The sequence below is a fragment of the Pseudomonas sp. GM78 genome (assembly GCF_000282475.1).
Lineage (GTDB): Bacteria > Pseudomonadota > Gammaproteobacteria > Pseudomonadales > Pseudomonadaceae > Aquipseudomonas.
Window position 1 is genome coordinate 1 of record NZ_AKJF01000203.1, and the last position, 23983, is coordinate 23983.

Below are 23983 nucleotides of genomic sequence, written 5' to 3' on the forward strand. Positions count from 1 at the left end.
CGAAATCGGCGGCGATGGCCTGGATCGGCGCAGTGAAATTGGCAGCGACAGCGACCTGGACTTCGTCCGCCTGGGCAGAGCCGAAGGCGCACACGGCGAGCAGGCTCGCCAGGCAGGTGGGGGCAAAACGTGAGGCACGAATGGTCATGAAACGGCTCCGTCACAGGCAAGTGTTGCAAGAGAGTGATTCGTTATATATCTGAATATATAGCGAAATGCCGCTAAACGGAATGTGTTGCAGCGCCAACCGCTGTTGCCCGCCACGACGGTCAGCGCTGAAGTAACTTCGCCAACCCTTCCTCGGCCAGGCGCCGGGTCAGTTCGGCGGTGCCTAACTCGACCCCCAGGGTGAATGCCTGTCCGGCCCAGAGATTGCTGAAGTCTGCCTCGCCCTTGGCGCGCAACGGCAGCAATGCGCCGCCCGCGAGGGGAAAGCGCGGTGCCTGGCTGCTCATCGGCCCGAGCTCGCGCATCACCCGATTGAGTATGCCTCGTGCCGGGCGACCGGTGAAAATGTTGGTGAGCGCGGTCTCGCTTTCCCGGGCGGTGCGCAATGCCTGGTGATGCGAGGCGCTGACCTTGGCCTCTGGCGTGAACAGGTACGCCGTGCCCACTTGCACCGCCGACGCGCCCAGCATGAACGCCGCCGCCACACCCCGCGCATCGGCAATGCCGCCGGCAGCAATCACCGGTACGTTTACGGCATCGACTACTTGAGGCACCAGGGCGAAGGTGCCGACCTGGCTGCTCAGGTCATCACTGAGAAACATGCCCCGGTGCCCGCCCGCTTCATAACCCATGGCAATGATCGCGTCGCAGCCATGCTGCTCGAGCCAGATGGCTTCTTCGACTGTGGTGGCCGAGGACAGCACTTTCGCCCCGGTGGCCTTGACCCGATCCAGTAGGATTTTTTCCGGCAGGCCAAAGTGAAAACTCACGACCTCGGGACGCAACTCTTCCACCACTTCGCAGGCGGCCGGATCGAACGGCGCGCGATTGGACACCGGCGTCGGCGCATCGAAGTCGACGCCCAGTTCGTGATAATAGGGCTGCAGCAGATGCTTCCAGTCCTGGGCGCGTTGCTCGTCGACCGCCGGCGGTTGATGGCAGAAGAAATTGACGTTGATCGGGCGCTGGCTGTGCTGGCGAATGTCCTTGAGCGCTTCACGCAACTGCTCGACGCTCAGCATGGCCGCAGGCATCGAGCCGAGACCGCCGGCGTTGCTCGCTGCAATGACCATGGCAGCGGTGGTGGCGCCTGCCATGGGGGCCTGGATGATTGGCAGTTCGATCCCGAGCAGGTCAAGGATGCGCGTATCTGGCCATTGGCTCATTTTCAGTTGTACTCCGACGTTGGAACCGGGCGAGGCTCGATTTGTAGCAGCAATGCCTGAGGTTATGCCAGTCATGTTTGCCGCAGACGAATTGGCTTAAAGTCGTATACGGTAATTTTTTGCGAAATGGTATTTAAATAGCACCACAACAGGTGATCTCACCAGGAGGCAGCAATGTTCCAAGGTATTTTGATCGATAAAAACGAAAGCGGTTACCAGGCCACACTGCAACAGATCAATGAGGACCAGCTGCCCGAGGGCGACGTGACGGTACGCGTGGCGTACAGCACGCTGAATTTCAAGGATGGCCTGGCGATCACCGGCAGCAGCCCGGTGGTGCGCAAATTCCCGATGGTACCGGGGATCGACCTGGCGGGGACCGTCGAGGTCAGCACGCATCCGGACTACAAGGTCGGTGACAAGGTCCTGCTCAATGGCTGGGGCGTGGGCGAAGGGCATTGGGGCGGCCTGGCGCAAAAGGCGCGGCTCAAGGGCGAGTGGCTGATTGCGCTGCCGGAGGCCTTCACCGAAGCCCAGGCCATGGCCATCGGCACGGCAGGCTATACGGCGATGCTGTGTATCATGGCGCTGGAACGCAACGGTGTGACGCCCGACCAGGGCGAGGTTCTGGTCACCGGGGCCAACGGCGGCGTGGGCAGTTTCGCCATCGCGTTGTTGAGCAAGCTTGGTTATCGGGTGGTCGCTTCCACGGGTCGCTTGTCGGAACACGAATACCTCAAGCAACTGGGTGCCAGCGAGATCATTGACCGTGCCACTTTGTCTGAGCCTGGCAAGCCCTTGGCCAAGGAACGTTGGGCGGCGGTCATCGACTCGGTGGGCAGCCACACCCTGGCCAATGCCTGTGCCAGTACCCGCTCCGAAGGCACGGTCGCTGCTTGTGGTTTGGCCCAGGGCATGGACTTTCCGGCGTCCGTCGCACCCTTTATCCTGCGCGGCGTGACCCTGGCGGGGATCAACAGCGTGACCCAGTCGAAAGCCAGGCGTGTGGAGGCCTGGGGGCGTTTGGCCAAGGACCTGGACTTCGACTTGTTGCCGCTGATCAGCCATGAAATCGGTTTGAGCGATGCGATCGAGGCCGCGCCGCGATTGTTGGCTGGGCAGTTGCGGGGGCGGGTGGTGGTGGATGTGAATCGCTGATCAGGCCTCGCGCGGCTGTACACGATCTACTGTAGGAGCGAGCCTGCTCGCGATGAACCTGAGAGCACCGAGGGGTGTCAGGTACCCAGCGTCATCGTTGACGACCTTCGCGAGCAGGCTCGCTCCTACAAGGGCTTCTCCCGCTCCAGCAATTGCCGCTTACGCTCCACGCCCCAGCGATACCCCGACAGATTGCCATCGCTGCGCACCACGCGGTGACAGGGGATCGCCACCGCCAGGCTGTTCGCGCCACAGGCTTGTGCCACGGCGCGAACCGCTTTGGGGTTGCCGATGCGTTGGGCGATGTCGGCGTAGCTGGCGGTGCTGCCGGCGGGTATCTCCCGCAGGGCTTGCCAAACCCGTTCCTGAAAGGCGGTGCCGCGCACATCCAGCGGCAAGTCCAGGCCCAGGGCCGGGGCTTCGATGAAGCCCACGACTCGGGCGATCAACTGTTCGAAGGCCTGGTCGGCACCGATCAGGGTGGCGCGACGAAACTTGTCCTGCAGGTCGCAGACCAGTTGCTGCGGATCATCACCTAGCAGAATCGCGCAGACTCCACGCTCGCTTTGCGCCACCAGAATTGCGCCCAGCGAACACTGGCCAACCGCGAAACGGATGTCATTGTTTTGCCCCGCAGCACGGTAATCCGTGGGTTTCATTCCCAGTACCTGATCCGCCGCCTCATAGAAACGGCTGTTGGAATTAAAGCCAGCGTCGTACAACGCATCGGTGACCGAGCGGCCATCCGCCAGTCGCTCGCGCATTCGGCGTGAACGATGGGCTGCGGCATAGCCTTTGGGTGTCAGGCCGGTCACGGACTTGAACACCCGATGGAAATGGAAACTGCTCAGGCCTGCCGCTTGCGCCAACTCGTTCAGCGCGGGCAACGCCTCGGCGGTTTCGATCTGGCGGCACGCGGCGGCCACGGTGGCGGCATGTTGTGCGGCGACGGCGCTTTGGTCCTTCGCCGCGCGCTTGCTTGGACGATAACCCGCGGCCTGGGCCAGTTCAGCGCTGTCGAAGAATTCGACATTCTGTGGTTTCGGCAAGCGCGAGAGGCTGCTGGGGTTGCAGTAGATCCCGGTGGTTTTCACCGCATAGACGAACTGCCCGTCCGCCTGTGGGTCGCGGGCGACCACCGCGGCCCAGCGTGGATCGTTTTCGGTGCTGCTTGTTGTCGATTGGCTTGTCATGGCTTTACATCCGTTGACCCGTTTGCCGCAGATTAACCACCGGCCCGTACGGCCACACTCCGGCGCTTGCGGTCAAACTCCACGTCCTCACCGCGCGGTCCGAAACGTGAAGTTGATCCGCTGTTCACCCAGGCGCGGGTGTTGGCCATCCTTGATCGGCAGCACACCGTGATAACGCAAGCGATCCACGCCGCCCCAGACCACGATGTCGCCATGCAGCAACGGCACTCGCTGGCTTTTGTCGCTGCGGGTGAAGCCGCCGAACAGGAACAGCGCGGGCAACCCCAGGGATACCGAAACGATAGGTGCAGCGTAGGATTTTTCGTCCTTGTCCTGATGCAGGGACATTTTTCGCTCCGGGCACATAGCGATTGATCAGGCAGGAATCCGGCACGAAATCGGCAAATCCCGCCTCCCGTGCCGCCGCCTGAGCCAGCTGGAAAAACACCTCGGGCATGGGTGGCCAGGGCAGGCCGGTGCGGGGATCGTCGCGGGTGTAGCAATAACCGCTGCGGTCGGTGGTCCAGCCCCAGGTGCCACAACTGCTCAGGGCCACCGACATGGTGAAGCCGCCAGGGGTGACCATTTGCCGGAACGGTGCAGCCGCCAGCACGGCCTCCAGTGCCGGCAGCAAACGCTCAAGCCAGGGCAGGGCAAAGCCTCTGAGAACGTAGGACTGTTCGCCGATCTGCTCGCGTCGGCGCGCTTGCTCGGGCTCGGCGTCGGCAAACAGGTCCAGGGTGGTCGGGTTCATGGTGCTCATGATGCGTCGTGAAAGATGATCCCAAGGGTATGCCGTTTTCCGCTGTGCAAGCGACTGACGCCGTGGCGCAGGGTCACCCGATAGTAACCGCGCACGCCTTGGACCGGGCGCTGGTTGACCGCGAAGATCAGGCCATCGCCTTTTTTCAGACCGATGACTTGCGGGCGCGACTGCATGCGTGGGCGCTGCTCGGTGAGCACGAACTCACCGCCGGTGAAATCTTCCCCCGGTTCTGACAGAAGAATCGCCACCTGCAACGGGAAGACATGCTCGCCATACAGATCCTGGTGCAGGCAGTTGTAGTCCTGTGGCCCGTATTGCAGCAACAAGGGCGTCGGACGCTGCTGGCCGGCGGCATGGCAACGCTCGAGGAAGGCCGGGTGGCTATCGGGAAAGCGGCTCGGCAAGCCCATCTGTTCATGCCAGCGATTGGCAATCGGCACCAGTCGCCGGTAAAGCGAACTGCGCAGGCGGGCCACCAGCGGCGGCAAGGGGTAGTCGAAATACTTGTACTCGCCACGGCCGAAACCGTGGCGGGCCATGATCACCTGCGAGCGAAAGCCTTCGGATTGGCCGTACAAGGCGCTGATCTGATCACAGGCCTTGTGGCTCAACAGCGACGCGATGACCGCGCAGCCGTCCTCGTCGAGTTGCTGTTCCAGCAGTGGCCAGTCCAGCCTGTCCAGGTATTGCTCGCTCATTGCCGGGCCCTCAGGTGATTGAGGTGGCGAGACTAAGGGGCATGACGAATGTAAACACTCCGACACTTGCGGTCGAATCCCGGCAGGGAGCGGACGTCCGGGTTGTCGCTCCAGGCGATGTTACAGCGCTTTGCTGACGCTGATGTCGCTGATGACGTCTTCGCCGCCATGAAGGGCATCCAGCGCGGCTTTGGCTTCTTCTGCGGTGCCGTTTTCCAGCTGGGCAAATTCGAAGCGGCGTTCGCCATTGAGTTTGTACTTGATGACGTATTTGGTCGTCTGGGCCACGGTCATACCTGTCTGTCTGCGTATTGAGGCGCTGCTCAGCTCAGTTTCGAGCTGGAGCGGCGGATGATCTTGATCGAGTGGGTCAGGGTCGGCTTGCGCGTCACGCTGATCGGCCGGCGATTGACCGTGTCGATGGTGATGTTCCAGAAACCGGTGCTCGGCGCCGTGATGCGGGCCGGGAAGGTGTCAAACGCGCCGCCGTGATAGGTGTGACGACCGCCATTCTTGAAGCTGCGGAAGTTGGCGTCGTTCATCAAGCGAATGTTGCAGGTTTGCGAGCATTGAATGACGACGATGTCGTCCTCGTTGAGGTGCTCGCGCTGGTGGATAAATTTCATGAGGCGCCTCCAGAAGGGCTTTTTCTACAAAATCAAAACGATAGCATGGGCGATTGGCGCAGTTTATCAGCCCCGGGGCGTTATTATCCGGCTGTGCGGGCCCGGTTGGACAATAAAAACCGGATATTACGCACACCGTGAAAGAAAAAAGCAGTCGGTCCCGGAGAAAACCCGTGTTTGAGCTGTCGGAGGGTCTTTAACGGAGGTTTCATATGAAGTGGGGCATGTTGGGCTTGCCGTGGGTCCTGGCAATCAGTGGGTGTGCAAGTGTCTCGGACATCAACCAGACGTTGCCGACCATGAATGTGATTTCAGGCAAGAAGCCCCAGGAATATGCCCAGTGCCTGAGCGAAAAACTCGCCGACAGCCGAGGCGCCTTGCAGATCGAAGAGCAGAAAGACGGCGTGCGGGTGATCGTGCCGCAGAAGCTTTCCTCGGGGCCGGCCGCAGTGTTCGATATCGAGGAGCGCTCCGGCGGCAGCAGCATCAAGCTGCATGAGCGAATCTCCAACGTGCCTATACGACCTTTCGATGTACGCGATGCCGCCACGGCGTGCATTTCCGGCTGATAGACTGTCGACCGTCAGCACCGATGCCGTCAAAGCGACCCTTTGGCGGCATTGTCATTTCTGGAGTCGAACATGAAGCGAGAGCGGGTACGGGAGCGACACGCAGAGGGCCAAATCTGCGCCACCCATGTAATTCAGAACCCGGCAAATCCGGGGGAGTGGATCGTGTTTTTCAAGAAAAGCGCCGGGCGCAGTTTTTTCCTGGTGGACGAAAGTGACGAAGTCGAGTCCTTCAGCAGTCTCGACGAACTGGTCGAGACCGTACGCAGCCTGGGGATCAAGTTCGCGGAAATCCACATGTAGTGCACCACGCCCTACTTGCAGACCACCACGACGCTACGGTTCTTGTAGTTGCCAACGTCGACACCCAGGGTCTTGTCGCTTTCTTCGGGGGCGGGTGAGCCGTCAGTGCCAACGATGCGGTAGCCGGTGCCGGCGCAGGAGGCATCGGCCTTTTCGTAACAGCTTGCCCAGGAGTTGGCCTCGCCGGAGCAGTCGATGGCCAGTCCTTGTTCGCCATTGTTCAGGTAAGTGGTTTCGGAAGTGGCGCAGCCACCGAGGGCCAGAACCGCAATCAGCGGCAAAAATTTGGTCATGTCGTTGTCGTCGTCAGGATGAGAGGCAAAGCCTGTGACAGCGCAGTTGGCAAAAGGTTATAGCCAAAGGCCACTTCTTGCCGGTATTCGCAAAAAAAGCCCTGCACCAAGGCAGGGCGTCAGGCATGGATCAGTTCTTGTCCTTGCCCCGTCGCTTGGGTGCCGGGTGTTCCAGCTGCAACACCGATGCCACTTCGATCGCCATGGCTTCGGACGGGAAAGGACCGACAGTGTTCTCAGTGCCAACGCCGGTTACCCACCACTGGCCGTCTTTGGCCTTGTTGATCACGAACCCGTTGACGCTTTTTGCTTCTGACATCTAGTTGCCTCGTTGACTGGATCAATGGGCGCCATGATACCGCCAAATGCACCGTTCGGGTGCCGATGGATGCGGGTTGGTGCGCTTGCCCATGGGTTGACTTGGCGTGCAAACCTGGCGGACTCTGCTATCAATAACAGGCTGCTGATCCATTCGCGGTACTCGCTGCGGAACTAACGGCGAGAATATTTCTCTATGATGGCATCGGTTAGCCAGCGCGGGGCATTGTAAGGTGTACGCCGCCTGATTAGACTGCGCCGAAACTCGTACACACAGCCCTTTCAAGGACTTATATGATCAAGAAATGCTTGTTTCCAGCAGCCGGTTACGGCACTCGCTTCCTGCCAGCGACCAAAGCCATGCCCAAGGAAATGCTGCCGGTGGTAAACAAGCCACTGATCCAGTACGGCGTTGAAGAAGCCCTGGACGCCGGGCTGACGGAAATCTCCATTGTCACCGGTCGTGGCAAGCGCGCCCTGGAAGACCATTTCGACATCAGCTACGAGCTGGAAAACCAGATCAAGGGCACCGACAAGGAAAAGTACCTGGTCGGCATCCGCAAGCTGCTCGACAACTGCTCGTTCTCCTACACCCGCCAGACCGAAATGAAAGGCCTGGGCCACGCGATCCTGACCGGCCGTCCGTTGATCGGTGACGAACCCTTCGCCGTGGTGCTGGCGGACGACCTGTGCGTCAACCTCGAAGGCGACGGCGTACTGACCCAGATGGTCAAGCTGTACAAGCAGTTCCGCTGCTCGATCGTGGCCATCCAGGAAGTCGACCCGCAAGAGACCAACAAGTACGGCGTAATCGCCGGCGAGATGATCCGCGACGACATCTACCGCGTGCACAGCATGGTGGAAAAACCAAAACCTGAAGATGCGCCGTCGAACCTGGCCATCATCGGTCGCTACATCCTGACCCCGGACATCTTCGACCTGATCGAACAGACCGAGCCAGGCAAGGGCGGCGAAATCCAGATCACCGACGCCCTGATGAAACAGGCCCAGAACGGCTGCGTGATGGCCTACAAGTTCAAGGGCAAGCGTTTCGACTGCGGCGGCGCCGAAGGCTACATCGACGCGACCAACTTCTGCTTCGAGAACTTCTACAAGACGGGCAAGGCTTACTGATAGCGCGTTGGTTGCTCGTACTGAAAAGCGATCTTCACAAGCTGTAATCAAGCTGATGAAGGCCTAAACAAACGCCCCGACTTGATCGGGGCGTTTGTTTTTGTACGCGCTAAAAAGCGCCTGGTTTCCTGTAGGAGCCAGCGGTGCGGCGATCCGACTTGCCAGCGAAGGCCTCCCGAGAGCAGACCAATCGCATTCATCTGTACCCGCTCTACTGTGCGAGCCTGCTCGCGAAGGCGGCCTTGCAGCCGACCTGAATTTTGTTGACTGAGTACATATCCATTCCTGCGGTAACGGATATGTACTCAGACAACCATCTCCCAGAGGCTTTGACGCGGCATGGATCAACGCTGGTAGAGGTGCCGATGGAGGTAGTCACAAGTTGACGCACCGGCTCAGGGCGTGAGGTGGGGTAAGAAAATCAAAGCCAGAGCAAGATCAAAAGCCAAAGCGAGGCGGCCTCCCAGCCGGCCTGATTTCGGTGTTACGTGAGCCTTTGCAGAGCCAGCGGGCGGCGGTCCGACTTGCCGGCGAAGAACGATAACGCGGTCCAACAGAAACACCGCAGCGCCTGGTTTTCTGTAGTAGCCAGGCTTACGGAGATAGGGTCACGCCTCGCACGGCACGGGCATTTCAGCGCAACGCTTGCTCATCGGCCGCCCGCAGGTATGCTGGTCACCTGCCGAGGAGATTGAAAATGGCCTACGATTTTGACCTTTATGTGATTGGCGCCGGTTCTGGCGGTGTGCGGGCGGCCCGGTTTGCGGCCGGCTTTGGCGCGAAAGTGGCGGTGGCCGAGAGTCGCTACCTGGGCGGCACCTGTGTGAACGTCGGCTGTGTGCCGAAAAAATTGCTGGTCTACGGCGCACATTTCGCCGAGGACTTCGAGCAGGCGTCGGGTTTTGGCTGGAGCCTGGATGAGGCGCAGTTCGATTGGGCGACGCTGATCGCCAATAAGGATCGCGAGATCAATCGCCTCAATGGCATTTACCGCAACCTGCTGGTTAACAGTGGCGTGACGCTGCACGAAGGCCACGCCAAGATCGTCGACCCAAATACCGTCGAGATCAATGGCGAGCGCCACACGGCTAAAAACATCCTGATCGCTACCGGCGGCTGGCCGCAGATTCCCGAGATTCCCGGGCATGAGCACGCGATCAGTTCCAACCAGGCGTTTTTCCTCAAGGAACTGCCCAAGCGTGTGCTGGTAGTGGGCGGGGGTTACATCGCCGTCGAATTCGCTGGCATCTTCCACGGCCTGGGCGCCCAGACCACCTTGCTGTATCGCGGCGAACTGTTCCTGCGTGGCTTCGACGGTTCGGTGCGCAAGCACTTGCAGGAAGAACTGACCAAGCGCGGCATGGACCTGCAGTTCAATGCCGACATCGAGCGTATCGACAAGCAAGCCGATGGCAGCCTGAAAGTGACACTCAAGGATGGCCGTCAGTTGGAGGCCGATTGCGTGTTCTACGCCACCGGTCGGCGTCCGATGCTGGACAATCTCGGGCTGGAAAACACCGCGGTGAAACTCGACAAGAAAGGCTTCGTCGAGGTGGATGACCTGTACCAGACGGCCGAGCCGTCGATCCTGGCCCTGGGCGATGTGATTGGCCGGGTGCAGCTGACGCCGGTGGCGCTGGCCGAAGGCATGGCGGTGGCGCGGCGCTTGTTCAAGCCTGAGCAGTATCGCCCGGTGGATTACAAGATGATCCCAACGGCGGTGTTCAGCCTGCCCAACATCGGCACGGTCGGCCTGACCGAGGAAGAAGCGCGCGAAGCCGGCCATGAGGTGCAGATCTTCGAGAGCCGCTTCCGGCCGATGAAGTTGACCCTGACCGAATGCCAGGAGCGCACGTTGATGAAGCTGGTGGTGGACGCCCAGACCGACAAGGTGCTGGGCTGCCACATGGTCGGTCCGGAGGCTGGCGAAATCGTCCAGGGCCTGGCCATCGCCTTGAAGGCCGGTGCCACCAAGCGCCACTTCGACGAAACCATCGGTGTGCATCCGACGGCCGCCGAAGAGTTCGTCACCCTGCGGACACCGGTCGGCGCTTAATCGTCCCTGGCGACGTCTGGCGCTGCTGCATTGGCAGCGGCCAGGCGCACGCTTTCTTCCAGTTCTGCCCGGGTTTTCTGCAGTTCGATGTCCAGTGACTTGTTGACCTGCGCTTGTTCCTCGACGCTCTGTTTGAGCGCCTGGCTTTCCAGCATGGCCACGCGAAGTCGTTCCTGGAGGAGGGTGCGGTCGCTGTCGACACGCGTGGTCTGGTCGAACAGTTGATCCTGACGGGTGTTGCTTTGCTTGAGCTGCTCTTGCAACAGGCTCAGCTCGCGCTGTGTGCCGCGGTTTTCGGTCAGCAGGCGTTCGTTGTCGCGGTGCAGTTGGGTGATTTCGTCCTGGCGGACCAAGGCGCTTTGTTGTGCCTGGCGCACCTCCATCTGCAGTTGCTGCACCTGATTTTCGTGGCGGCTCTGCTCTTGCTCGCGCTGCTCGTTGATCGCATTGCGGTAGTGCTCCAGGGCATCACGGCTGTGCAGGTGTTTCTCTTCGAGCGAGCGAATCTGCTCGTCCTTGTCTCGCAGGCGCAGCTCGAAATCAGCCAGTGCCTGAGCCAGCCCGGCGTTGCGGGTTTGTTCACCCTGCAGCAGGGCAAGCGTGCTTTGCAGCGCCTCGGATTCCTGGGTCAGTGCCAGGCTCTGCAGTTCGTAGTGTTGCTGCAATTGGGTATTGGCTTGCTCGGCTTGTTGTAGCTGCGTTTCAAGTGCCTTGCGTTGTTGCTCGTATTCCTCGCGGGCCTGGTCAATGGGTTCCTGTGCCTGCTCCTTGAGGCGCTGCGCCAGGCGCGTTACCAACGCCAACAGCTCTTCGTCGATCGGCTCGGGTGGCGCCTCGTCGGTGTCCGGGGTGCTATCATCGAGCTCCTTCATAATGCGATGGATCGTGGTTTTCGAGCCGGTATTGCCCATTTCAATTCGTACGGCATCGATGCTGGGGTTTTCGCCACGGGCAAGGATTGCCAATCGCGCCGCTTGCACCACCTGTTTATTCACGCCGCCACGGGCCATGGAATCTCCTGCGATTCTTGCTATGTGGTACGTACCACGAAAAAGCAGATTCTAGCATTTGCGAGGGTAAATTCGGTTTTCTTCTATCAATACTGTTTGTTAATAGCGAAAGCCAATCAGCAGCATGAGGTTTGCCAATGAGCCAACCGTCCGTCGAGTGGGTAAAGTTCTCTCCATCAACTTCTTAACCCCTGACGGAGAGTCAACGATGCCTATCATCAACAGCCAAGTTAAACCGTTCAAAGCTGACGCATTCAAAAATGGCGACTTCGTAAAAGTCTCGGACGCTGACCTGAAAGGCAAGTGGTCTGTAGTGTTTTTCTACCCGGCCGACTTCACTTTCGTCTGCCCGACCGAGCTGGAAGACCTGGCTGACAACTACGACGCCTTCCAGAAGCTGGGCGTCGAGATCTACAGCGTTTCCACCGACACCCACTTTGCCCACGCTGCCTGGCACAACACTTCGCCAGCCATCGGCAAGATCCAGTACACCATGATCGGCGACCCGACCCACGCCATCTCCCGCAACTTCGACGTGCTGATCGAAGAAGCTGGCCTGGCTGACCGTGGCACCTTCGTGATCAATCCGGAAGGCCAGATCAAGATCGTTGAGCTGAACGACGGCGGTGTTGGCCGTGACGCTTCCGAGCTGCTGCGCAAGATCAAGGCTGCCCAGTACGTTGCTGCACACCCGGGCCAGGTTTGCCCAGCCAAGTGGAAAGAAGGCGAGGCCACTCTGGCGCCGTCCCTGGACCTGGTTGGCAAGATCTAAGTCTGTGATCGCTGCATCAGGGCGGATCGCCGCACCTACTCAGTAAGCTGCACCGCCCAATAGAAAAGCCCGGGCGAGTTTCGCTCGGGCTTTTTTTCGCCTCAAATAAGCTAAGGAAATCGCCCGTATGTTGGACACCAATCTTAAAACCCAGTTGAAGTCGTACCTGGAACGGGTCACCCAGCCGATCGAGATCGTTGCCTCCCTCGACGACGGTGCGAAATCCCAGGAACTACTCGCATTGCTGAAAGACGTTGCCAGTCTTTCCACCCAGATTACCTTGCTCGACAACGGTGATGATGCACGCAAGCCATCGTTCTCGATCAATCGCCCCGGAGCGGATATCAGCCTGCGTTTTGCCGGTATCCCGATGGGCCACGAATTCACCTCCCTGGTGCTGGCCTTGTTGCAAGTCGGCGGGCATCCCTCCAAAGCCAGTGTCGAAGTGATCGAACAGATCCGCTCGCTCAATGGCGAGTTCAACTTCGAGACCTATTTCTCGCTGTCCTGCCAGAACTGCCCGGACGTGGTCCAGGCATTGAATCTGATGGCGGTGCTCAACCCCAATATCCGCCACGTCGCCATCGACGGCGCGCTGTTCCAGGCTGAAGTCGATGAGCGCCAGGTCATGGCGGTACCGAGCATCTACCTCAACGGCGTGAACTTCGGCCAGGGCCGCATGGGCCTGGAAGAAATCCTCGCGAAAATCGACACCAGCGGCATCGAGCGCCAGGCCGAGAAGATCAGCGCCAAAGAGGCCTTTGACGTGCTGGTGGTGGGCGGTGGCCCGGCCGGTGCTTCGGCGGCGATTTATGCTGCTCGCAAAGGCATTCGCACCGGTGTCGCGGCCGAGCGTTTTGGTGGCCAGGTGCTGGACACCATGGCCATCGAAAACTTCATCTCCGTGCAGGAAACCGAGGGGCCGAAACTGGCGGTCGCCCTGGAGGAGCACGTCAAGCAGTACGACGTGGACATCATGAACTTGCAGCGCGCCGACAAATTGCTGCCAGGCAAAGCGGGGGAGTTGCACGAAGTGCACTTCGCCAGCGGTGCGAAACTCAAAGCCAAAACGGTGATCGTGGCCACCGGTGCGCGCTGGCGTGAGATGAACGTGCCGGGTGAGCAGGAATATCGCAACAAGGGCGTGGCGTACTGCCCGCACTGCGACGGCCCGTTGTTCAAAGGCAAGCGCGTGGCGGTGATTGGCGGCGGTAACTCCGGCGTTGAGGCAGCCATCGACCTGGCCGGTATCGTGTCCCATGTCACGCTGCTGGAGTTCGATGTACAGCTGCGTGCCGATGCGGTGTTGCAGCGCAAGTTGCACAGCCTGCCGAACGTGACCGTGATCACCCGTGCGCAAACCACTGAAGTGACGGGCGACGGGCAGAAGGTCAACGGCCTGCGCTACAAGGATCGCCAGAGCGACGAATTACGCAGCGTGGAACTTGAAGGCATCTTCGTGCAGATCGGTCTGTTGCCCAATACCGATTGGCTCAAAGGCACGATCGAGCTGTCACCGCGTGGCGAGATCATCGTCGATGCCCGTGGCGAAACGTCTGTGCCTGGCGTGTTCGCTGCCGGTGACGTGACCACCGTGCCGTACAAGCAGATCGTGATCGCGGTGGGCGAGGGCGCCAAGGCTTCCCTGAGCGCATTCGACCACTTGATCCGCACCTCGGCGCCGGCGTAAACCGGACGCTGTAAACACAAAACCCCATGAGTGATCATGGGGTTTTGTGTTTGAGGATCAAAAGATCGCAGCCTTCGGCAGCTCCTACAAAAACCCTGTAGGAGCTGCCGAAGGCTGCGATCTTTTGATTTTGTTTTATAGTGGGGCGGGCTGGATGATTTCGACCCAGTAAGCATCCGGGTCCTTGATGAACGCCAGGCTCTTCATGCGCCCATCGTTCAGGCGCTTCTGGAAGTCGCAGCCCAGGGCTTCGAAGCGCTCGCACGCGGCGACGATATCCGGCACGGAAATGCAGATGTGGCCGAACCCGCGCGGGTCGGTATTGCCGTTGTGATAGGCGAAGTCCGCATCGTTCTCGGTGCCGTGGTTATGGGTCAGTTCGAGAATGCCGGGGATCGATTTCATCCACTGCGTACGCTCAGCGGCATCGGCCGGGATCTGGCTCTTGTCGACCAAGGCGAGAAAATACAGGCTGAATTGCGCTTCCGGAAAATCGCGTTTCTCCACCAGCGAGAAGCCGAGAACGCGCGTGTAGAAGTCCAGGGACTTGGTGATGTCCTTGACCCGCAGCATGGTGTGGTTGAAGACGAAGTTCTGGGTGGCGGTGTCAGGCTGTGCGGTCACGCCGGGGAAGGTATTCAGTTCTTGCAGGCTCATGGGCCCTCCAGAAAATAAATGGGGCTAACGAATGACGACAATGATACGCATGGGTGGCGACATCACCAAACCCAAAGCGTCTGCTATTGCCTGGCCGTCGGCCGAAGATCAAACTCCGGGGTTAACTGGCTGGGTGTTGATGGCAATGATTCGATTGTGCAGGTCTTTGATTATCCTGAGTGCTGTGCTTTCGGTGCTTGCCCGGGCCCAAGCCGACGAACCAGTGGTGGAGTGGCCGCCGGGCTGGCAGGTCGAAGCCATTGCCCAAGGTGAGGCCGGCTCCGGTGTCAGTCGCCAGCGTGCGGTCAAGAACGATGCGCAAGGCGAGCCCTTGATGGTGATGGAATTGACCATGACCCGGGTGCAAAGCGGTCATCAGGTGAACCTGGAAGCGGTGTTGCTGGAGATGCGCAAGTCGGTGCAGAAAGACTTTTTCCAGGGTGGCTATCAAAGTGTCTGCAACCGGATTCACTCGACCACCTTGAGTCGCTTGCCGGCGCTTGAAACCACTTGCACCATCACGCAGAACGGCCGGCATGTGCTGTCTCAAACATTGGTCGCCGCGGTGGATGCCGACAAAGCCTACGTACTTTCCTACGCCGGGCAGGCCGAGGCTTATAAGGCCAGTCAGAATGAAATAGAGGCGGCACGTAACGGCTTGAAACTTTAGTTGAAGGCTTCAATGAGCGCCGATTTCATGCCTGTGCCGATAGCGTTAGATAGCCAAAAGGATTAAGCACAAAGTTGCCTGGAAAGTGCCGGGCGGGCATGTCTTTAGATGCCATCAATGAAAAAAGCCCTGCAGGTGCAGGGCTTTGTTTTTTCAGTGCGAGGGTTTAGCCGCGCAGCCAGGAATCAACGGTGGCTGCACCGTATTGTTCCTTCCAGGCCTTCAGTCCACGGTGGTTGCCGCCCTTGGTTTCAATCAGCTCGCCGGTATGCGGGTTCTGATAAACCTTGACCACGCGGGCGCGGCGGGTTTTCGGTGCGGCCTGTTGCAGACCGGATTTTGCCGGGTTCGGGTCGAGGATGGCGATAATGTCGCGCAGGCTCTTGCCGTAGGTTTTCATCAGCCCCTGGAGCTTTTCTTCGAATTCGATTTCTTTCTTGAGCCCGGCATCGTTCTTCAGGGATTCCAGCTGCTTGAGCTGCTCTTGAAGGGCCTTTTCAGCTGCACGAAATTCAGCGAGTCTGGACAATATCTTTACTCCAATAGTGTGTGGCTGATACCAACCGCAAACAAAGCTATAAGCCAAGAGCCTTGAAGCGACTCGGTGATTAAATGGCTCACCTGCCAATCTGGTGCAGGCATGAAAAATTGTAGTAGTTAATGGATCAAGAGTAAATCATGACTTTTTGTTCATGTAACAAGAGTTGTGCCTAGATTCAAATGGAGGAGGGCGGCGTGTCGTTGAATCGATGCTAAAGGCCACTAGTTAATGATCACTTAATGCATTAATGAAGTCTGCCGCGGGCATCGGTCGGCCAAACAGATAACCTTGCAGGAAGTTCACTTTGTGGGCCGTCAGGTAGTCACTTTGCTCCGGGGTTTCCACACCTTCTGCAATCGTTGCCAGGTCGAGCTTGGCCGCCAGCTCGATGATGCTGTCCAGAATGTGGCTGGAAAGGGTATCGATGCCGATCATGGCCACGAAGCTTTGGTCGATTTTCAGGAAGTCCACGTTGAACTGGCGCAGATAACCGAGGCTCGAGTGGCCGGTCCCGAAGTCGTCGATGGCGATCATCACGCCAAGCTCATGCAGTTGCTCGAACAGTTGAAGGGTGATGGCTGTGGGCTCGATCAGCTTGCGCTCGGTCAACTCCAGCACCAGGTGGATGGAGCCTGGGGCAAAGGCGTCGAGGAACTGGCGGCAATCCTCGACCAGCGCAAGATCCTGGCAATGATTGGCGGTGATATTGATGCCGACATGGAACGGCTCGTCAAAGGACGCCGACCGCGGTGCCAACAGCCTGGCGGTTTGTTGCATGATCGAACGGGTCATGGGCACGATCAGTCCGCAGTGTTCGGCGAACGGAATGAACAGATCGGCGCGGACCAGGCCTTCCTTGGGGTGGTTCCAGCGCATCAGCACCTCGACCCCCGTGCATTTCTTGCTCTGCGCCTGCACCACTGGCTGGAAATACGGAACGAACTCCCCAGCAATCAGTGCGCGCTGCATCTCAACGGTTGGCGACGATGAGCGTTTCTGCAAGACGTGCCCGATCAAGGCGGAAATCACACCGAAGAACAGCAACAAGCTGAACAGTGGCGGATATTCGCTGCTCATGTACCGCCACACTTCGCCTTCGGGGAAGCCGGTCGTAACGCTGAAGGGATAACGCGAAGATGCCAGCCTGTTATCTGCGACGGGGAACCTGGGCGGTTCGCCCTCGTGAAAGCTGCCGTCGGCGGACAACCAGGCAGGCCCGACCTGCAGCAACAGCAAAGTCCGACGCCCGATAAGGCGCATGAGATTACTCAGATGGTAACCGTCCAGTGTGCTCATGGCACCCCGTTTGCCGTCGCTGAGCCGATAAACCAGCAACGCGGTGTCGGGCGTCACCGGGTTGCCCTTCATCAACAGCAACTGGCCTTTGGAATAATGTCCGGGGGCCATTTTTTCGTGATAGTCACCGAACAGTGAACTGCAATAGATGGTGTCGTCCCACAGCAGGTTGGTCGAGCGCACGAATGGCCGCCGTGTCACCTGCTCGCGCAACGCCAGGTTGACGTCAATGCAGCTCTGGCCCGCCAAGGGCAGCAACTCGCGCGCCGCCTGGGCGGTGTTGTCGAGCATGAGTTCGAACTGGCGCGTCGCTTCTTCGGCGGTGTGTTGGGTGCTTTGCCTGAGTACGCGTTCGGCTTGCATATAAAGAATGGCAAAACCCAGCAGGACCGGAAGCAGTCCGCACAGCAAGGTCACGGCGAGCCTGATGCCGCGCGGGCGGGCGTTGGTTTTAAGTGGCATTGACGAAACCTGTATCGATGAAGTCGGGCTCTCAACGGCTGGCAGGAAGTGATGCCTCCCATGAAGCGTTCAAGTACGAGGCAGGATAGTTGGCCCCTGGCACTTACGCAGCTCTTGGGAGCCCCAGACGTAGCGATGAGCGGACCTCGGGGGTAAAACAAAGCCCTTGCGCGTCGGGGGAAAAAGGGGATTTCATACAGAAGGCGGACAAAATGATTTACGCTGTGTAGAATCAGGTTACGCATACAATAATAATCGTCTTCTGGCAGCAGAAGCCTCGCCCTCAGAGCCTTGGGTCGACAATGAAGATATTCGGGTTCCAATTGATCTACGGTGATTTCCTCGCCCGCAGCGTGCGGGGCATCTCCTGTGCGCCACCCGCCGGTCTCAGCATTGCTAGCAACTAACATTTGTTAATTGATAAAGATGATGAGGCGCCAACCATGGCAGATTTATACGAAAACCCAATGGGCCTGATGGGCTTTGAATTCATCGAGCTCGCATCGCCGACCCCCAATACCCTGGAGCCGATCTTCGAGATCATGGGCTTCACCAAGGTCGCGACCCATCGCTCCAAAGACGTGCACCTGTATCGCCAGGGCGCGATCAACCTGATCCTCAACAACGAACCCCACAGTGTCGCCTCGTACTTTGCCGCCGAGCATGGTCCATCGGTGTGCGGCATGGCGTTCCGGGTCAAGGATTCGCAAAAGGCCTACAAGCGTGCCCTGGAACTCGGCGCCCAGCCGATCCACATCGAGACCGGCCCGATGGAGCTGAACCTGCCGGCGATCAAGGGTATCGGCGGTGCGCCGCTGTACCTGATCGACCGTTTCGGCGAAGGCAGCTCGATCTACGACATCGACTTCGTGTTCCTGGACGGGGTTGACCGTCACCCGGTCGGCGCTGGCCTGAAGATCATCGATCACCTGACCCACAACGTGTATCGCGGTCGCATGGCCTACTGGGCGAACTTCTACGAGAAGCTGTTCAACTTCCGCGAAATCCGTTACTTCGACATCAAGGGCGAATATACCGGCCTGACCTCCAAGGCCATGACCGCGCCGGACGGCATGATCCGCATCCCATTGAACGAAGAATCGTCCAAGGGCGCCGGGCAGATCGAAGAGTTCCTGATGCAGTTCAACGGTGAAGGCATCCAGCACGTCGCCTTCCTCAGCGATGACCTGCTCAAGACCTGGGATCACCTGAAAAGCATCGGCATGCGTTTCATGACCGCGCCACCGGACACCTACTACGAAATGCTCGAAGGCCGTTTGCCCAACCACGGCGAGCCGGTGGGCGAGCTGCAGGCGCGCGGCATTCTGCTGGACGGTTCGTCCGAGTCGGGCGACAAGCGCCTGCTGCTGCAGATCTTCTCGGAAACCCTGATGGGGCCGGTGTTCTTCGAGTTCATCCAGCGCAAGGGTGATGACGGTTTCGGCGAAGGCAACTTCAAGGCGCTGTTCGAGTCGATTGAGCGCGATCAGGTGCGTCGTGGTGTGTTGAGCACTGATTAAATCGTTACACCGTAAAAACTGTGGGAGCGAGCCTGCTCGCGATGGCGTCTTCAAGGTCAACATTGATGTTGGCTGGCAGACCGCTATCGCGAGCAGGCTCGCTCCTACATTGGTTTGCGGCGTTGTCGAACCAGATGCTTGAACCCTTCAAACACCAACACCACTACCGCCATCCAGATCGGAATATAGGTCAGCCATTCCCCAGGCTTGATGCTTTCCCCCAGCAACAACGCCACGCCCAGCAACAGCACCGGCTCGACATAGCTCAATAACCCGAACAGGCTGAACGGCAGCAAGCGACTGGCGATGATGTAGACCACCAGCGCCGAAGCGCTGATCAGGCCCAGCAGGGGGATTAGCCATGCCAGGGCCGGGTGTTGATCGAAGACACCGAAGCCTTGCTCACCACTGCGCACGAACCAGAACGCGACCGGCAGCATCAGGGTCATGTCCACCCACAGTCCGCCGAGGTTGTCGGTCTTCAACCATTTGCGCACCACGAAATACAGCGGATAGCCCACGACCACGACCACCGTCGCCCAGGAGAATCCGCCGACTTGATACAGCTCGTTGAGCACACCGAGGCTGGCGAAGAACACTGCGACTTTTTGCAGGTAGGACAGCCGATCACCGTAGGCGATGCGCCCGGTCAGCACCATGGCCAGCGGCAACAGGAAATAGCCCAGTGACACATCGAGGCTGTAGCCATTGAGCGGTGCCCACATGAACAGCCAAAGCTGCACGCCTAGCAACGCTGCCGAGACGAACAGGATGCCGATCAATTTTGGTTGGGCGCTGAATCGGCGTAGCAGATCGGCCACGCGCCGCCATTCTCCCGACACCAGCATGAACAGGGTCATGCATGGCACCGTCAGCAGCATGCGCCAGCCGAAAATCTCCACACCGCTCAACGGCTTGAGCAGTGAGGTGTAGTAATACATGACGGCAAACAGCACAGAGGCCGAAACCGATAAAGCGATACCTTTTGACAAGCTGTCCTCGCGAGATTGAACGTAAAACGGGGTGCGGAGGATACGTGGTTTTTGTGTTGAATATTGGCCGGATGATCAATATTTACAACATCCCCTGTAGGAGCGAGCCTGCTCGCGATAGCGGTCTTTCAGTCAACATCTCTGTTGAATGTAGTACCGCTATCGCGAGCAGGCTCACTCCTACAGTGGCTTAGTGTTTCTTCAGCTATACGGTCTGCGGCCGGTCACGAAGTGGCTCACATCATTGAACCCCGGCGTCGATGCATGCCCCGGTGTCACCAGCGAATCGATGAAGGCCTCATCCTCAGCCGTAATCTTCACCGCCTGCGCCTTGGTGTAGGCATCCCACTGTTCTTCAGTACGGGGGCCGACAATGGCCGAGGTCACGGCACTGTTGTTCAGTACCCAGGCGATGGCGAACTCGACGATACCGACGCCGCGCTCCTGAGTGTATTGGGCAATTTTCTGCGCGATGCGCAAGGACTCGACGCGCCATTCGGTTTCCAGGATGCGTTTGTCCGCGCGTCCAGCGCGACTGTTGGCGTCCGGCTTGGCGTCCGGCGCGTACTTGCCGCTGAGCACGCCGCGCGCCAACGGACTGTAGGGCACCACCCCGAGGCCGTAATTTTGCGCGGCAGTGAGCTGCTCGGTTTCGGCCTGGCGGTTGACGATGTTGTACAGCGGCTGACTGATCACCGGTCGGTCGACACCGAGCTTGTCAGCCACGCGAATCACCTCGGCGATGCGCCAGCCACGGTAATTGGACAGGCCCCAATAGCGGACCTTGCCCTGGCGAATCAGGTCGCCAATGGCCGACACCGTGACCTCCAGCGGCGTGTTGTGGTCTTCGCGGTGCAGGTAATAGATGTCCAGGTAGTCGGTGCCCAGGCGCGTCAGGCTGGCCTCGATGCCGTTGAAGATGTGCTTGCGACTCAGGCCGCTGCGGTTCGGCACACCGTCCGCCGGGCCGAAACCGACCTTGGTGGCCAGCACCCATTCCTGGCGGCGACTGGCGATGGCCTCGCCGACGATCTCTTCGGACCGGCCGCTGGTGTAGACGTCGGCGGTGTCGATGAAATTGATGCCCTGGTCCCAGGCCTTGTCGATGATCCGCAGGGAATATTCGGTATTGGTCTGCTCGCCAAACATCATGGTGCCCAGGGTCAGGGTGGACACCTGCAGGCCCGAGTGACCCAGCGTGCGATAGCTCATGGGGAAATCCTTTTGCCGGAGGGAAAGGCTCAATCAAATACCAGAATGGCAGGGCGGGGCAAACGCTCTGTGACAGGGTGGCACGCTTTATCATGATTTCTTGCGATGCACAGGGTAACGTTGATCGCCCAATGAGTTTCGACCACCCCCCGTTTCAAGGAACCCCGTTATGTTCGAACTCGATCACGACCTGGCCCAGGACATCGTCGACCGGGCGATGGCCATCCTGCCGTACAACGTCAATGTCATGGACAGCCAGGGGCTGATCCTGGGCAGCGGCGAGCCGGAGCGCGTCAACACCCGGCATGAAGGCGCGCAACTGGTGTTGGCCAACGGTCGCGTGGTGGAGATCGACGCGCAGACCGCGATCCACCTCAAAGGCGTGCAGCCGGGCATCAACCTGCCGCTGATGCTCGACCAGCGCTTGATCGGCGTGCTGGGCATCACCGGCGAACCCGAGCAATTGCGCACCTACGCCGAGCTGGTGCGCATGACCGCCGAGATGCTGGTGGGCCAGCGCAACCAGCAGGCCGAACAGCAATGGCGGCGCCAGCGTCGCGATGACCTGCTGGCGTTGTTGCTCAGCGACGGCGGCAGCTCGCCGCGATTGATCGATGAAGCGCAGCAGCTCGGGCTCAAGCCGCACATGGCGCGGGTGCCTTACCTGTTTGAGCTGGGCACGGAACAGGGGCCGGGGCACACCGTCGAGACGCTCAGTGCGTGGCTGACAAGTCGTTACCCGGACAGCTGGTGCGTGAGTTCGGCCAAGTCTTCGTTGCTGTGGTGCCGATCGGCGAACCAGGCCATCGAGAACGAGCGGCTGCTGGAAAAACTCGATGGCCTGGGCTGGAACATCCTGCGCATGGCCGTGGGCGGGCAAGCGGATGGGCTGCCGGGATTGCGTCGTTGCTATCACCGGGTCGGCGACTTGCTGGCCTATGGGCGCGACGTGTTGCCCCAGTCTCGTTTGCTGACGCTTACCCGCTATCGGCTGCCGGTGTTGCTGTGGCGCCATCGCAACGACGATGCACTGGACGAGCTGCTCAACCCGTTGCGTAAAGTCATCGCCAGGGACAACAACGGCCAGTTGCTGGCAACCCTGCGCAGCTGGTGCGAGCACGATGGGCAAAGCCAGGCCTGTGCCGATGCGCTGGGCATACATCGCAACAGTTTGCGGTACCGGATGGAGCGGATTGCCGAGCTCAGTGGCGTTGATCCACTGAAGCTGGACGGGATGCTCACCCTCTACCTTGGCGTGCAGTTGCTGCCCCAGGCAGACACCCCTGCGTGAACCCCGGGTTTTGTGGAAATGAACAATAATCCCCAGTGCCGCTTGTGCAGCAGCCTGGCGTCTTTGTTCATGGCGGCTGGCAGCATGGTCGCATTGGAACAGGAGAACCCTCATGAAAATCGTCATCGCCCCCGATTCGTTCAAGGACAGCCTCAGCGCTCAAGGTGTCGCCGATGCCATTGCCCTCGGTCTGGCCGAGGTATGGCCCGATGCACAGCTAGTCAAATGCCCGATGGCCGACGGTGGGGAAGGGACGGTCGAGTCAGTGCTGGCCGCGTGTAATGGCGAGCTGCGTCACACAACTGTTCGCGGACCGCTCGGCGTAGTCGTCGACGCTGCCTGGGGCTGGTTACCCCACAGCCACACCGCGATCATCGAAATGGCCGAGGCCAGCGGCTTGCAGCTGGTCCCGGTCGACCGCCGCGATGCCTGCATCAGCAGCACCTTCGGCACCGGTGAATTGATTCGCGCTGCACTGGATGCCGGCGCGCAACGGGTGATCCTGGCGATTGGCGGCAGTGCGACCAATGACGGTGGCGCCGGGGCCATGCAAGCCTTGGGAGTGAGGCTGCTCGACACTCAAGGCGAGGAATTGGAACCCGGCGGTTTGGCGCTCGCACAACTGGCCCGCATCGATCTGAGCAACATCGATCCACGCCTGGCCGAGGTGCGCTTCGACATCGCCGCCGACGTCAACAATCCGCTGTGTGGCCCTCAAGGCGCTTCGGCGATTTTCGGCCCACAAAAGGGTGCCTCGCCGGAACAGGTCCAGCAACTGGATCGCGCCTTGGGGCACTTTGCCGAGCTCTGCGCCCAAGCCCTGAACAACGACGTGCGCGACGAGCCGGGCAGCGGTGCGGCAGGCGGCCTGGGGTTTGCCGCCAAGGCATTTCTGGGGGCGCAATTCAAAGCCGGAGTTGACGTGGTCGCCGAACTGGTCGGTCTGGAGGATGCGGTGAAAGATGCCGATCTGGTGATTACCGGCGAGGGTCGTTTCGATGCGCAAACCCTGCGTGGCAAAACGCCGTTCGGTGTCGCGCGGATTGCCAGGCAGCACGGCGTGCCGGTGATCGTCATCGCCGGCACCTTGGGTGATGGCTACGAGCAGATGTATGAACACGGCGTCGACGCCGCATTTGCCTTGCCCTCGGGACCGATGAGCCTTGCGCAAGCCTGTGCCCATGCGTCGCAATTGTTGCGCGAGCGGGCGGGGGATATAGCGCGGGTATGGAGCCTGGCGATTCGCAACCGCTGAGTGTTCGATACCTGATAAGGTTCGAGGATGAGCTTCCGTATGCAATCCTTATCCATGTCAGTAATCAGATACAATGAGTACGATTTCAAATTTTGTGGGCGTACTCACTGTATTGATAGTAGGGCTGTTTTCCAAGCTTGAGTACAATAATTTATCTCATGTGCTCA

Annotated in this window: 24 protein-coding genes and 2 pseudogenes; 11 read left to right on the top strand and 15 right to left on the bottom strand. The window is 59.6% G+C overall.

Going from position 1 to position 23983, the window contains the following annotated elements; all coding sequences use genetic code 11:
- Together PMI35_RS03570 and PMI35_RS03565 are read right to left on the bottom strand one after the other, a co-directional pair.
- Positions 1 to 148, bottom strand: a pseudogene (locus PMI35_RS03570) (molybdate ABC transporter substrate-binding protein); the annotation flags it as partial.
- A gap of 121 nt (positions 149 to 269) precedes the next feature.
- Positions 270 to 1334 carry an NAD(P)H-dependent flavin oxidoreductase gene (locus tag PMI35_RS03565; RefSeq protein ID WP_008065343.1) on the bottom strand — a complete coding sequence of 355 codons (1065 nt, stop codon included), beginning with the start codon at positions 1332 to 1334 and terminating at the stop codon, positions 270 to 272.
- A 174-nt stretch (positions 1335 to 1508) separates the two neighbouring features.
- On the opposite strand from PMI35_RS03565, the gene acuI reads away from it, so the two are divergent.
- Positions 1509 to 2492 carry an acrylyl-CoA reductase (NADPH) gene (gene acuI / locus PMI35_RS03560; RefSeq protein WP_008065344.1) on the top strand — a complete coding sequence of 328 codons (984 nt, stop codon included), beginning with the start codon at positions 1509 to 1511 and terminating at the stop codon, positions 2490 to 2492.
- Positions 2493 to 2617: 125 nt separating this feature from the next.
- Here the strand turns inward: acuI and ada are convergent, their stop codons facing one another.
- The 5 genes and pseudogenes from ada to PMI35_RS03545 form a co-directional block, all read right to left on the bottom strand.
- Positions 2618 to 3685 (bottom strand): bifunctional DNA-binding transcriptional regulator/O6-methylguanine-DNA methyltransferase Ada, encoded by a 1068-nt coding sequence (gene ada / locus PMI35_RS03555; protein ID WP_008065345.1) that lies wholly within the window; start codon positions 3683 to 3685, stop codon positions 2618 to 2620.
- Between the two features lie 87 nt (positions 3686 to 3772).
- Positions 3773 to 4439 (bottom strand): annotated as a pseudogene (alkB, locus tag PMI35_RS0133090) (DNA oxidative demethylase AlkB).
- Between the two features lie 5 nt (positions 4440 to 4444).
- Positions 4445 to 5149: a 2OG-Fe(II) oxygenase gene (locus PMI35_RS03550; RefSeq protein WP_008065347.1), complete on the bottom strand. Its 705-nt coding sequence runs from the start codon at positions 5147 to 5149 to the stop codon at positions 4445 to 4447.
- A gap of 120 nt (positions 5150 to 5269) precedes the next feature.
- Positions 5270 to 5437, bottom strand: a complete 168-nt coding sequence (locus PMI35_RS34860) for a hypothetical protein (protein ID WP_162135948.1) — start codon at positions 5435 to 5437, stop codon at positions 5270 to 5272.
- A 35-nt stretch (positions 5438 to 5472) separates the two neighbouring features.
- Positions 5473 to 5775, bottom strand: coding sequence for a DUF1883 domain-containing protein (locus PMI35_RS03545; protein ID WP_008065357.1), 303 nt, complete (start codon positions 5773 to 5775; stop codon positions 5473 to 5475).
- A gap of 212 nt (positions 5776 to 5987) precedes the next feature.
- Between PMI35_RS03545 and PMI35_RS03540 the strand changes: the two genes are divergently transcribed.
- Together PMI35_RS03540 and PMI35_RS03535 are read left to right on the top strand one after the other, a co-directional pair.
- Positions 5988 to 6344 carry a hypothetical protein gene (locus PMI35_RS03540; RefSeq protein ID WP_008065359.1) on the top strand — a complete coding sequence of 119 codons (357 nt, stop codon included), beginning with the start codon at positions 5988 to 5990 and terminating at the stop codon, positions 6342 to 6344.
- A 72-nt stretch (positions 6345 to 6416) separates the two neighbouring features.
- Positions 6417 to 6647 carry a hypothetical protein gene (locus PMI35_RS03535; protein ID WP_008065361.1) on the top strand — a complete coding sequence of 77 codons (231 nt, stop codon included), beginning with the start codon at positions 6417 to 6419 and terminating at the stop codon, positions 6645 to 6647.
- A gap of 11 nt (positions 6648 to 6658) precedes the next feature.
- Here PMI35_RS03535 and PMI35_RS03530 read toward each other — a convergent pair whose 3' ends face one another.
- Positions 6659 to 6940: a hypothetical protein gene (locus PMI35_RS03530; protein WP_008065363.1), complete on the bottom strand. Its 282-nt coding sequence runs from the start codon at positions 6938 to 6940 to the stop codon at positions 6659 to 6661.
- A gap of 130 nt (positions 6941 to 7070) precedes the next feature.
- The gene (locus tag PMI35_RS03525) at positions 7071 to 7259 is read right to left on the bottom strand and encodes a hypothetical protein (RefSeq protein ID WP_008065365.1); all 189 of its coding nucleotides are present in this window, start codon (positions 7257 to 7259) and stop codon (positions 7071 to 7073) included.
- 293 nt (positions 7260 to 7552) lie between these two features.
- Between PMI35_RS03525 and galU the strand changes: the two genes are divergently transcribed.
- Entirely contained in the window at positions 7553 to 8392 is an 840-nt protein-coding gene (galU, locus tag PMI35_RS03520) for a UTP--glucose-1-phosphate uridylyltransferase GalU (protein ID WP_008065368.1), read from the top strand.
- A 697-nt stretch (positions 8393 to 9089) separates the two neighbouring features.
- The gene (gorA, locus tag PMI35_RS03515) at positions 9090 to 10448 is read left to right on the top strand and encodes a glutathione-disulfide reductase (RefSeq protein ID WP_008065370.1); all 1359 of its coding nucleotides are present in this window, start codon (positions 9090 to 9092) and stop codon (positions 10446 to 10448) included.
- On the opposite strand, the gene PMI35_RS03510 is transcribed toward gorA, so the two are convergent.
- Positions 10445 to 11458, bottom strand: a complete 1014-nt coding sequence (locus PMI35_RS03510) for a DNA-binding protein (protein WP_008065372.1) — start codon at positions 11456 to 11458, stop codon at positions 10445 to 10447. The two genes, gorA and PMI35_RS03510, sit on opposite strands and share 4 nt — an antisense overlap.
- Before the next feature lie 208 nt (positions 11459 to 11666).
- Between PMI35_RS03510 and ahpC the strand changes: the two genes are divergently transcribed.
- Both ahpC and ahpF read left to right on the top strand, forming a co-directional pair.
- Positions 11667 to 12230 (top strand): alkyl hydroperoxide reductase subunit C, encoded by a 564-nt coding sequence (gene ahpC, locus PMI35_RS03505; RefSeq protein ID WP_007975937.1) that lies wholly within the window; start codon positions 11667 to 11669, stop codon positions 12228 to 12230.
- 127 nt (positions 12231 to 12357) lie between these two features.
- Complete coding sequence (gene ahpF / locus PMI35_RS03500) at positions 12358 to 13920, top strand: alkyl hydroperoxide reductase subunit F (protein WP_008065373.1); 1563 nt, start codon at positions 12358 to 12360, stop codon at positions 13918 to 13920.
- A 135-nt stretch (positions 13921 to 14055) separates the two neighbouring features.
- Here the strand turns inward: ahpF and gloA are convergent, their stop codons facing one another.
- Positions 14056 to 14577: a lactoylglutathione lyase gene (gene gloA / locus PMI35_RS03495; protein WP_008065374.1), complete on the bottom strand. Its 522-nt coding sequence runs from the start codon at positions 14575 to 14577 to the stop codon at positions 14056 to 14058.
- A 145-nt stretch (positions 14578 to 14722) separates the two neighbouring features.
- Here gloA and PMI35_RS03490 point away from each other — a divergent pair, with 145 nt between their 5' ends.
- Entirely contained in the window at positions 14723 to 15247 is a 525-nt protein-coding gene (locus tag PMI35_RS03490) for a DUF4946 domain-containing protein (RefSeq protein WP_032832108.1), read from the top strand.
- 166 nt (positions 15248 to 15413) lie between these two features.
- On the opposite strand, the gene PMI35_RS03485 is transcribed toward PMI35_RS03490, so the two are convergent.
- Positions 15414 to 15776: a histone-like nucleoid-structuring protein, MvaT/MvaU family gene (locus PMI35_RS03485; protein ID WP_008065377.1), complete on the bottom strand. Its 363-nt coding sequence runs from the start codon at positions 15774 to 15776 to the stop codon at positions 15414 to 15416.
- 237 nt (positions 15777 to 16013) lie between these two features.
- Positions 16014 to 17546, bottom strand: a complete 1533-nt coding sequence (locus tag PMI35_RS03480) for an EAL domain-containing protein (protein WP_008065379.1) — start codon at positions 17544 to 17546, stop codon at positions 16014 to 16016.
- 443 nt (positions 17547 to 17989) lie between these two features.
- On the opposite strand from PMI35_RS03480, the gene hppD reads away from it, so the two are divergent.
- Positions 17990 to 19066, top strand: coding sequence for a 4-hydroxyphenylpyruvate dioxygenase (gene hppD / locus PMI35_RS03475; RefSeq protein WP_008065380.1), 1077 nt, complete (start codon positions 17990 to 17992; stop codon positions 19064 to 19066).
- A gap of 104 nt (positions 19067 to 19170) precedes the next feature.
- On the opposite strand, the gene rarD is transcribed toward hppD, so the two are convergent.
- Both rarD and PMI35_RS03465 read right to left on the bottom strand, forming a co-directional pair.
- The gene (gene rarD, locus PMI35_RS03470) at positions 19171 to 20058 is read right to left on the bottom strand and encodes an EamA family transporter RarD (RefSeq protein ID WP_008065383.1); all 888 of its coding nucleotides are present in this window, start codon (positions 20056 to 20058) and stop codon (positions 19171 to 19173) included.
- A gap of 201 nt (positions 20059 to 20259) precedes the next feature.
- Positions 20260 to 21270 carry an aldo/keto reductase gene (locus PMI35_RS03465; protein WP_008065384.1) on the bottom strand — a complete coding sequence of 337 codons (1011 nt, stop codon included), beginning with the start codon at positions 21268 to 21270 and terminating at the stop codon, positions 20260 to 20262.
- 169 nt (positions 21271 to 21439) lie between these two features.
- On the opposite strand from PMI35_RS03465, the gene PMI35_RS03460 reads away from it, so the two are divergent.
- Positions 21440 to 22561, top strand: coding sequence for a sugar diacid recognition domain-containing protein (locus tag PMI35_RS03460; protein ID WP_008065385.1), 1122 nt, complete (start codon positions 21440 to 21442; stop codon positions 22559 to 22561).
- 112 nt (positions 22562 to 22673) lie between these two features.
- A complete protein-coding gene (locus tag PMI35_RS03455; RefSeq protein WP_008065386.1) occupies positions 22674 to 23816 on the top strand; it encodes a glycerate kinase in 1143 nt (380 codons plus the stop codon).
- Positions 23817 to 23983: the final 167 nt, after the last annotated feature.